Source organism: Streptomyces sp. HSW2009, assembly GCF_040240285.1.
Taxonomy (GTDB): Bacteria; Actinomycetota; Actinomycetes; order Streptomycetales; family Streptomycetaceae; genus Streptomyces.
In genome coordinates this window covers 1-9,911 of sequence record NZ_JBEHZD010000284.1, presented here as the reverse complement: position 1 = coordinate 9,911, position 9,911 = coordinate 1, and the positions used below count along the sequence as shown (strand labels likewise).

Here is a 9,911-nt window from a genome sequence, read left to right as displayed (position 1 = left end):
GCACGGCGACGGCGGCGAGCGCGGTGGCGGCGCCCGCCACGGAGCGGGCGGCCGGCCCACTCGCGCCGCGCGGGCGCGGACTGGCGGACGAGCGGGGCGCGTGTGTGGTGGTCATGACCTCACGCTCCGATCTGGTAGAGCGAGTGGGTCCACCGGTGCTGGTTGTTGTTTATGTACCAGTTGTGCGTCGCCCAGTTGTAGCGGTTGTTGCTGGGCCACGGATCACCCCAGTACACAAAGCCGTTGGAGTTGTCGTAGCCGTAGATGACGTGCATGTGCCCTCCGCCAGAGGACCACTGAATACGGGTCTCAATGGGGCGCCTCGCGTTGATCTCGTTCTGCACCGTGCCGTACTGCAACCAGCCGTCAACGTACGAGCCCGGTCGGATGCCCGCCCAACGCAGTGCATTCTGAACGTTACCCAGAGTAGCTTGATTGTTGGGGCAGTCGAAGCCCTGTTGACGATTGAACGCCGCGTTGCAGAACTGGTTTTGGCTGTAATTCCTGCCCATCCAGGTGGCGATGGTGTTGCCGGAAGCGGCCCAACACCAGTTGCTCTTCTGCTGTGCCTGCATGGTCACGTCGAGGACGTTGGCCGCCTGGGCGCGCGGGGCGGCCTCCGCCGCGGAGACCGAGACGGTCGGGGCGGCCAGCAGTGCGGCCGAGGCTAGCGCGACGGCCGAAAGCCGTCTGGACAGGGGGCGGCGTGCACGGCGCCGCCGCAGGGCGGAAAGGTGGGGCATGGGCGTTCCTCCCACGGGTGGGTGGTGCGAGATGGGGGAGCGCGTCCGGACGCTGTGAGGAGCATCAGGTGTTGTCTGAGCTCAGTCAACGCGCTTCAATGCGTGCTGATGCGCGACGTGAACAGTCGGCGTCACATGTGAATGCCTGCGAGCCGCACGGCTGGATATGTGCACGCAGAACACGGAAGCGGTCGATTCCGATCGTGAATGTTCACGTACGGCATCGGTGTGTGAATTTCTGGCCCGTCACGGCCCAGAGGAGGCATGCGATGCGACAGACGGCCGCACGGTGGGACGGGGCGGAGGCCGAATTGGCCCGAGCGCTGCGCAGCGGCCCCTTCCACCTCGCCCTACGGGCCGCACTCGCCGCCCGCGGCCTGGCCCTGCACCGGGTGCAGCACCGCCTGGCTCAGCGCGGCGTCAAGGTCGGCGTCACCAGCCTCAGCTACTGGCAGCAGGGCGCGCGCACCCCCCGCCGCGCCGAATCGCTCCGCGCCGTACGGGCCCTGGAGGAGGTGCTGGAACTCCCGCCGCGCGCGCTGACCCGCCTCCTCGAACCGCCGCTCGGGCCGCAGGCCGACCGCCCCACCGCCCGCTCGTACCACACGCTGCACGAACAGTCCGAAGCCGTGGCCCTGCTGATCGCCGAACTCGACTCCCCCATCGACGGCGGCCTGCACACCGTCTGCCACCTGGAACGCATCCACATCGGGGCGCGGCGGGAGCTGTCCGGCCGCGACTCTCAGCACGTGGTCCGCGCCCACCGCGACGGCGTCAACCGCTACCTCGCCATCCACCAGGGCGACCCCGGCTGCGAACCCGGTGAGGTACGGGTGCACGCGACCGACAACTGTCGCGTCGGCCGCCGCCGTTGGCACTCCGGTACCGGCGTCCTCGTCACCGAACTCCTCTTCGACGTGAGACTGCGCGCCGGCGAAACCCAGATGTTCAGTTACGCCCTCGAAGACGGCACGGGCGGTCAAAGCACGGAATACGTACGCGGATTTCCATTCGCAGGTGGTCAGTACGTCCTTCAGGTGCAGTTCCATCCCACCGCACTCCCCGTACGCTGCCACCGCTTCGCCCAGGGCTCCGCCGGCGCGGCCCGCAGCGCGGAAAGCGAACTCACCCTCAGCGGCCAGCACCGCTCGGTCCACCTCACGGAGCAGGGCGTGCGGCCCGGCATCTTGGGCATCGGGTGGGACTGGATGTGAGGAGGCCGGGGTTGGGGGGCGCCTGCACGGGGCAGGGCGTGGCTCAACCCGACCCGGCCCGTCTCAACCCGGCCCGACCCGGCCCGGCCCGGCTCAAAATCAGCTTCGGGGAAGGAAGTTGGGGCCTGGGGCCTTCACCTTCACCCAGCTAACGGATACAGCGCGTTTCCGCACCTCACGGATACGCCCACGCCAATCCATCGACGTCGCGCAGGAACGGCTTCGGCCCCGCACGCAGCCAGGTACGAACTCCACGGCATTCCCACGAGATTGCGGCAGCACCAAGTCCGCAATCGACCAAGCGGCCAAGCCACCAATAGGTCCGGTCACGTGGGGCTGCCGACTACGGCTTGAATCGCGCCACGAATCGGGCTTGCCAAGGAGTCTCCACGGCCCGGGGCGCATAGTGCCGCCGTACGTAGGCCACGGCCTCGCCGCTCGGTACGCCGTCCAGGATCGCGAGGCACGCCAGCGCCGTGCCGGTCCGCCCCACCCCGCCGCCGCAAGCGACCTCCACCCGCCCGGTCTCCGCCCGGCGCCACGCCTCCCGCAGCGCCACGGCGAAGTCCGCGCGGTCCGTGGGCAACCAGAAGTCCGGCCACCGGACCCACCGGGCTTCCCACTCCATCTCCGGCGGCCTGCGCCCCTGTAGGTACAGCCCGAAGTCCGGCCGCTGGCCGACGGGCAACGGCCGGCGCAACCCACGCCCCCGCACCAGCCGCCCCGACGGCAGACGCAACACACCCTTCGCCGCTGACTCCCATGCATCGCTCACACCGCGAGCGTAACCCCGCCATCACCACCGCATAGCGCGCCGGTCATGCGCAGTTCACCATGTGGCACTTCGGCTCCCCGTGGCTCCTCGGTGCGTCCCGGCGTCACCACTCCCCCGCAACACGCGCCGCTCCCACCCCGGCTCCGGGCAGGGCCGGCCGACCCCCACCCCAACGCCCGCCCAGCCCACACCACACGACGGCCCCGACACGGACAGCCGGCACTACGCCTTGGGGCCCGCCACCAGCTTTCCGCCCTCCACACGCACCGGCACCGAGGGCAGCGGCGCGTTCGCCGGCCCGTCGATGACCTTGCCCGTCGCCGGGTCGAACCTGCTGCCGTGGCAACCACAGCGGGCCTCGCCGTCCACGATCTTGCTGAGGATGCATCCGCCGTGCGTACACACCGCGCTGAACGCCTTGAACTGTCCCTGCGCCGGCTGCATGACCATCAGCCGGTCATTCCGGTACAGCTTGGCCTCCCCCACCGGCACCTCCTCCGGCGCCCCCAACTCCACCGGCGCCGTCGGAGTGGCCGGCCCCGGGCGCTTCTCCCCCGGCGAGCACGCGGCGACGCCGACACCCGCGGCTCCAGCCAGCGCCGCTCCTCGCAACACGGTCCGACGGCTCGCGGGCTGGCAACTCATGGGGCACTCCACAGGAACACGGGGGAAAGGATCAGGAATCACCGCCGACGATACCTGGCCCGTCCGCCCAGGCCAGCGACGGCGTGAGCAGGCACGCCTACTGTCGCACCGCGGCGGTTAAGGCCCACCCCGCCCCCATCGGACGGGCCTGCTGCCAACGGTTCGTCCTCCCCATCGACGGCTCTCCCTCCCCATCAGGCACGCGCCCGTCCGCCTCGCCCCCTCCCGCAGACCCCTGCCCATCCTCACCCGGCCCTCCCTCGCCGGCCCGCGCCTGGATCGCCCCGCACCTGATCGATGAGCCTCCGGATCAACCAGCGCTCCGCCCGGCAGAGGACATCGGCCCGGCCGCCCCGTACGGCACGACCACCGCACGGTGCCCCGGTCATCGCCACCGGCCAGCACCCCGACCAGCCGCGCGCCCCGAGGCCCCTCCCCTACGCTCGTCCTCGCGGGCACGGGCGCCCCTGCCCGCGAGCGGCCACCGAAAGGATCTCCTGTGATCGTCGTCGCCGGCGAAGCCTTGATCGACCTCGTCCCCCACGGCCCCACCCCCGCTGCGACGAGTGCGCAGTTGCCCGCACTGGCTCCCCGCCGAGGCGGCGGCCCGTACAACACCGCGCTGGCGCTGGGCCGCCTGGGCTCGCCGACCACGTTCTGCTCCCGGGTCTCCACCGACGGATTCGGTGCCGCCCTCATCGACGGGCTCCAGGCCGCCGGCGTGGACACCACCCTGGTGCAACGGGGCCCGGAACCGACCACCCTGGCCGTGGCCGAAATCAACGCGGACGGTTCAGCCGGCTACGTCTTCTACGTCGACGGCACCGCCGACCGGCTCTTCCAACTCCCGGACGCGCTACCCCCGGCGACGACGGCGCTCTCGCTGGGAACGTGCTCACTGGTCCTCGAACCGGGTGCCACCGCCTATGAGCAGTTGCTGCAACGCGAGGCGGCGCACGGGGTGTTCACCACCCTCGATCCCAATGTCCGACCCGGCCTGATCGCCGACCCCGCCGCCTACCGGGCCCGATTCCACCGCTGGCTGCCACACCTCAACCTCCTCAAGCTGTCCGTGGAGGACGCGTCCTGGCTGACCGGCTCGTCCGACACCGCCCACGCGGCCCGGACCTGGGCCGCTTCCGGCCCGTCCGCCGTCGTACTCACCCACGGCGCAGACGGGCTCACCGTCTACACCCAGGCGGGTATCGAACTCCACGTGCCCGCCGTTGCCGTGGACGTCGTCGACACCATCGGCGCCGGCGACACCGTCAACGCCGCGCTACTCCACCGTCTCGCGGAGCACGACGCGCTCTCCGCAACCGCGCTGGCCGATCTGGCTCCCGACGTCTGGCGGGACATCCTGTCCTTCGCCGCTCGCGCATCCGCCCTGACCTGCTCCCGCACCGGCGCAGAACCCCCCTTCGCCACCGAACTCTCCTGACCCACACCCCACCCGGCCCCATCAGCCGCGCCCCGTCCTCCCCCTTTCCCTCCGCTCTCCTTCCGCGCGCCGGCCGCTCGCTCCACCCCCGCCCCGCCAGCGCTCGACCATTGGGCTCGGTCCGTACGGCACGCATGCCCCTGAATCTGCCCGTCCAGCACGGCAGTTGGGGCGGAACGACTGCCGCCTGCCGCGCGCATGGCCCTCGCCCCGGGCAGGCCCGAACCGCCAGGCCATGCGCGCGCCGCTGCTCCTCCTACCTCTGCCGCGGGGACCGCTTCCCCCGCACGAACCGCCTCACCGCGCGGTCCGCTTCGTCGCCGTCTTCTTCGCAGCCGTCGTCTTTGCAGCCGTCGTCTTCGTCGTGGCCTTCTTCGCTGCGCTGGCCTTCCGGGCGCCGGTCGTCGCCGTCCCGGCAGCCGCGGCCTTCTTCGGCGCCGCCTTCTTGGCGACCCGCTTCCGCGCGGGCGCCGTGTCGACATCGCTGACCCGGTCGCCGAGCAGGTCCCGGAGGAACTTGCCGGTATGGCTCGTCGGCACCGCGGCCACCTCTTCCGGCGTGCCCTCGGCGACCACCAGACCGCCGCCGCTGCCGCCCTCGGGGCCCATGTCGACCACCCAGTCGGCCGTCTTGATCACATCGAGGTTGTGCTCGATGACGATGACGGTGTTGCCCTTGTCCACCAGGCCCGACAGCACCTTGATCAGCTTGCTGATGTCCTCGAAGTGCAGGCCCGTGGTCGGCTCGTCCAGGACGTAGACCGTGCGCCCCGTGGACCGCTTCTGCAACTCGCTGGAGAGCTTGACGCGTTGGGCCTCGCCGCCGGAGAGCGTCGGCGCCGACTGACCGAGTCGCACGTACCCCAGGCCGACCTCGTTGAGCGTCTTCAGGTGCCGGGCGATGGCGGGCACGGCCTCGAAGAAGTCGAGGGCTTCCTCGATCGGCATGTCCAGCACCTCGGCGATGGACTTGCCCTTGTAGTGGACTTCCAGCGTCTCCCGGTTGTACCGAGCGCCGTGGCAGACCTCGCACGGCACGTACACATCGGGCAGGAAGTTCATCTCGATCTTGATCGTGCCGTCACCGGAGCAGTTCTCGCACCGGCCACCCTTGACGTTGAACGAGAACCGGCCCGGCAGATAGCCCCGCACCTTGGCTTCCATCGTCTCCGCGAACAACTTGCGGACGTGGTCGAAGACTCCGGTGTACGTCGCCGGGTTGGAGCGCGGCGTCCGGCCGATCGGCGACTGGTCCACGTGCACGACCTTGTCGACGAGGTCATCGCCGTCGACCCGCGTATGACGGCCGGGCACCGACCGCGCGCCGTTGAGCTCACGCGCCAGGTGCGTGTACAGGATGTCGTTGACCAGCGTCGACTTGCCCGATCCCGAGACGCCGGTGACCGCGGTGAGCACGCCGAGCGGGAACGACACGTCGATGTCCCGCAGGTTGTTCTCCCGCGCGCCGTGCACGGTCAACTGCCGCTTGCGGTCCACCGGACGCCGCAGGTCCGGGGTGGGGATGGCCCTCTTCCCCGCGAGGTACTGGCCGGTTACCGATGCCTCGTTGCTGAGCAGCTCGGCCAGCGGGCCGCTGTGCACGACCTTGCCGCCGTGCTCACCGGCGCCCGGGCCGATGTCCACCACCCAGTCCGAGGTCTTGATCGTGTCCTCGTCGTGCTCCACGACGATCAGGGTGTTGCCCAGGTCGCGCAGCCGCACCAGGGTCTCGATCAGCCGGTGGTTGTCCCGCTGGTGCAGGCCGATCGACGGCTCGTCCAGCACGTACAACACGCCGACCAGGCCGGAGCCGATCTGGGTCGCCAGCCGGATGCGCTGGGCCTCGCCGCCGGAGAGGGTGCCGGCGGCCCGGTTCAGGGAGAGGTAGTCCAGGCCCACGTCCACCAGGAAGCGCAGCCGCTCGTTGACCTCCTTCAGGACCCGCTCGGCGATCGTCTTCTCGCGGGCGCTCAGCTTGAGCGCCCGCAGGAACTCGGCGCACTCGCTGATCGACATCGCCGAGATCTCGGCGATGGACCGGCTCTGGATCGTCACCGCCAGCACCACGGGCTTGAGCCGCGTGCCCTCACACGTCGGGCACGGCACCTCACGCATGTACCCCTCGAAGCGCTCGCGGCTCGCGTCGCTCTCCGCCTCGGAGTGGCGCCGCTTCACGAACGGCACGGCGCCCTCGAACGCCGTGGTGTAGGCACGCTCCCGGCCGTACCGGTTGCGGTACCGCACCTCGATCTGTGTCCGGTGCCCGTTGAGCAGGGCTTTCTTGGCCCGCTGGGGCAGCCCTGCCCAGGGGATGTCCGTACGGAACCCCAGGGCGTCGGCGAGCGCCCCGACGAGCCGCGCGAAGTAGTCCTTGGTGTGCCCGTGGGACCAGGGGTGGATGGCCCCCTCGTCCAGGGACTTCTCCTCGTCCGGGACGATCAGCTCAGGGTCGACCTCCATCCGGGTGCCGATGCCGGTGCACTCCGGGCAGGCTCCGAAGGGCGAGTTGAAGGAGAACGAGCGCGGTTCGAGCTCTTCGAAGGACAGGTCGTCGTACGGGCAGTACAGGTGCTCCGAGAACATCCGCTCCCGCTGCGGGTCGTCCTCGTCCAGGTCCACGAAGTCGAGGATGACCATGCCGCCGGAGAGCCCGAGCGCGGTCTCCACCGAGTCGGTCAGCCGCCGCTTGGCGCTGTCCTTGACGGTGAGGCGGTCCACCACCACCTCGATGGTGTGCTTCTCCTGCTTCTTCAGCTTCGGCGGCTCCGAGAGCTGCACCGTCTCGCCGTCCACCCGCGCACGGCTGTACCCCTTGGTCTGGAGGTCGGAGAAGAGGTCGACGAACTCCCCCTTGCGCTCGCGCACCAGCGGAGAGAGGACCTGGAACCGGCTGCCGGTGGGCAGCTCCAGCACCCGGTCCACGATCGCCTGCGGCGACTGGCGGGCGATGGGGCGCTGACACTCGGGGCAGTGCGGCTTGCCGATCCTGGCGAACAGCAACCGGAGGTAGTCATAGACCTCCGTGATGGTGCCGACCGTGGACCGCGGGTTGCGCGAGGTGGACTTCTGGTCGATGGAGACGGCCGGGGAGAGCCCTTCGATGAAGTCGACGTCGGGCTTGTCCATCTGGCCCAGGAACTGCCGTGCGTAGGAGGAGAGCGACTCGACGTACCGGCGCTGCCCCTCGGCGAAGATCGTGTCGAACGCGAGAGACGACTTGCCCGACCCCGAGAGCCCGGTGAAAACGATGAGGGAGTCGCGCGGGAGGTCGAGCGAGACATTCTTGAGATTGTGCTCGCGAGCGCCACGGACGATGAGACGGTCGGCCACGCCGGTCGGCACCTTTCTTGAGAGAGGCGGAGCGGAGCGATGCCCCGGAACCCAGGGTATGAGGGACGCCCCGAAGAGGATGTGGTGCGATGCCACACACGAGCCTATAGCACGTACATTCGAATACCGGAGATAGCCGGCCTCCTTCACCCGATCGAGTGGCGCGGATTACCGTTGGATCATGACTGACTTCGCGCACGATTCGACTGCCGTACAAGCAGCAACCGACCGCCTGCTCACCGCGGTGACCTCGTTGGACGACGCGGCGGCCAGTCGTCCGTCACGGCTTCCGGGCTGGACCCGCGGCCACATCCTGGCCCACATCTCCCGCAACGCTGACGCCATCGTGAACCTCCTGACCTGGGCGCGCACCGGGGAGGAGACGCTGATGTACGCGAGCGACGACGCCCGCAACGCCGACATCGCCCGCGATGCGGGCCGCCCGTTCGTGGTCCACCTCGACGACCTGCGCACCAGCGCGTTCCGCTTCAACTCGGCGACGGCGGCCCTTCCCAAGGACCGTTGGGACTTCGTGGTCGCCATGCGCAACGGCGTGACCGAACGGGCCGCCCGCCTTCCCTTCCGCCGCTTGATCGAGGTCGAGTTGCACCACGTCGACCTGAACATCGGCTACGAGCTCGATGATCTCCCCGCCGACTTCGTCGAGCGGGAGGTGGAGTTCCTCGCGTCGGGCAAGTTCGCCGGCCACGCCGACGTGCCCGCGCTGGCACTCACCACTCCGGAAGGGCGCGTCTGGCAGACCGGACGCCCGGCGGAGCAGGCCACCACCGTCGAGGGTACGCCCGTCGCGCTCCTCGGTTGGCTCACCGGGCGCACCGACGGCGCCGGCCTCACCTCCGCCGACGGCACCCCGCTGCCCACCCTCCCGCCACTAGGCTGAGGCCATGACGTACAGCGGAGCGGTAGAGGTCGGCGGCCCCGCCGACGTACACGAGCTGACCGGTCTCATGATCTCGAAGATCGCCGTCGGCCCGATGAACAACAACGCCTATCTCCTGCGGTGCCGCGCCACGGACGAGCAATTGCTCATCGACGCGGCCAACGACGCCGCGCGGCTGCTCGGCCTGATCGGTGACGACGGCATCGCGTCGGTGGTCACCACGCACCAGCACGGCGACCACTGGCAGGCGCTCCAGGAGGTCGTGGCGGCGACCGGCGCCCGCACCTACGCGGGGCGGCACGACGCCGACGGCATCCCCGTGCCCACCGACGTCCTGGTGGACGACGGCGACACCATCCGGGTCGGGCAGGTCGAGCTCACGGCGCGGCATCTGGTCGGGCACACGCCCGGCAGCATCGCCCTGGTCTACGACGATCCGCACGGTCACCCGCACGTCTTCACCGGCGACTGCCTCTTCCCCGGTGGCGTCGGCAACACCTGGGGCGAGGAGCGCTCGTTCGCCAGCCTGATCGACGACGTCGAGCACAAGCTCTTCGACGCCCTGGTGGACGAGACCTGGGTCTATCCGGGCCACGGCGCCGACACCACCCTGGGCGCCGAACGCCCCCACCTGACCGAGTGGCGCGAGCGCGGCTGGTAGCAGCGGCTCCGCTCACCCGCTATCCGTGCCCCGGCGTCCTGGGACGCCGGGGCCCGGGGGTGGGGGGGGGGGGGCGGGGCCCCCCCCCGCCCCCGCGCCCCCCCGCCCCCGGGCCGGGGGGGGGGGGGCGCCGCCGCGGCCACGCCGGGCAACAGGTTCCGGGTGCACGACTTTCCCGAGGCGTCGCACATCGGCCCGCTC

General features: G+C 70.3%; 8 protein-coding genes. 4 read left to right on the top strand and 4 right to left on the bottom strand.

Annotated elements, in window-relative coordinates:
• Positions 1-119 precede the first annotated feature (119 nt).
• Positions 120-743 (bottom strand): papain-like cysteine protease family protein, encoded by a 624-nt coding sequence (locus tag AAHZ94_RS20480; protein ID WP_349994429.1) that lies wholly within the window; start codon positions 741-743, stop codon positions 120-122.
• A 269-nt stretch (positions 744-1,012) separates the two neighbouring features.
• Between AAHZ94_RS20480 and AAHZ94_RS20475 the strand changes: the two genes are divergently transcribed.
• On the top strand, positions 1,013-1,957 hold the full coding sequence (locus tag AAHZ94_RS20475) for a hypothetical protein (RefSeq protein WP_349994428.1): 945 nt from the start codon (positions 1,013-1,015) through the stop codon (positions 1,955-1,957).
• A 343-nt stretch (positions 1,958-2,300) separates the two neighbouring features.
• On the opposite strand, the gene AAHZ94_RS20470 is transcribed toward AAHZ94_RS20475, so the two are convergent.
• Together AAHZ94_RS20470 and AAHZ94_RS20465 are read right to left on the bottom strand one after the other, a co-directional pair.
• Entirely contained in the window at positions 2,301-2,732 is a 432-nt protein-coding gene (locus AAHZ94_RS20470; protein ID WP_349994427.1) for a protein-tyrosine phosphatase family protein, read from the bottom strand.
• Between the two features lie 222 nt (positions 2,733-2,954).
• Entirely contained in the window at positions 2,955-3,377 is a 423-nt protein-coding gene (locus AAHZ94_RS20465) for a Rieske (2Fe-2S) protein (protein ID WP_349994426.1), read from the bottom strand.
• A gap of 499 nt (positions 3,378-3,876) precedes the next feature.
• On the opposite strand from AAHZ94_RS20465, the gene AAHZ94_RS20460 reads away from it, so the two are divergent.
• Positions 3,877-4,818 (top strand): carbohydrate kinase family protein, encoded by a 942-nt coding sequence (locus tag AAHZ94_RS20460; RefSeq protein WP_349994425.1) that lies wholly within the window; start codon positions 3,877-3,879, stop codon positions 4,816-4,818.
• A 297-nt stretch (positions 4,819-5,115) separates the two neighbouring features.
• Here AAHZ94_RS20460 and uvrA read toward each other — a convergent pair whose 3' ends face one another.
• Entirely contained in the window at positions 5,116-8,148 is a 3,033-nt protein-coding gene (gene uvrA / locus AAHZ94_RS20455) for an excinuclease ABC subunit UvrA (RefSeq protein ID WP_349994424.1), read from the bottom strand.
• A gap of 181 nt (positions 8,149-8,329) precedes the next feature.
• Between uvrA and AAHZ94_RS20450 the strand changes: the two genes are divergently transcribed.
• Positions 8,330-9,049 (top strand): maleylpyruvate isomerase family mycothiol-dependent enzyme, encoded by a 720-nt coding sequence (locus tag AAHZ94_RS20450; protein ID WP_349994423.1) that lies wholly within the window; start codon positions 8,330-8,332, stop codon positions 9,047-9,049.
• A 4-nt stretch (positions 9,050-9,053) separates the two neighbouring features.
• Positions 9,054-9,710: an MBL fold metallo-hydrolase gene (locus tag AAHZ94_RS20445; RefSeq protein ID WP_349994422.1), complete on the top strand. Its 657-nt coding sequence runs from the start codon at positions 9,054-9,056 to the stop codon at positions 9,708-9,710.
• The last annotated feature ends 201 nt before the right edge of the window (positions 9,711-9,911 follow it).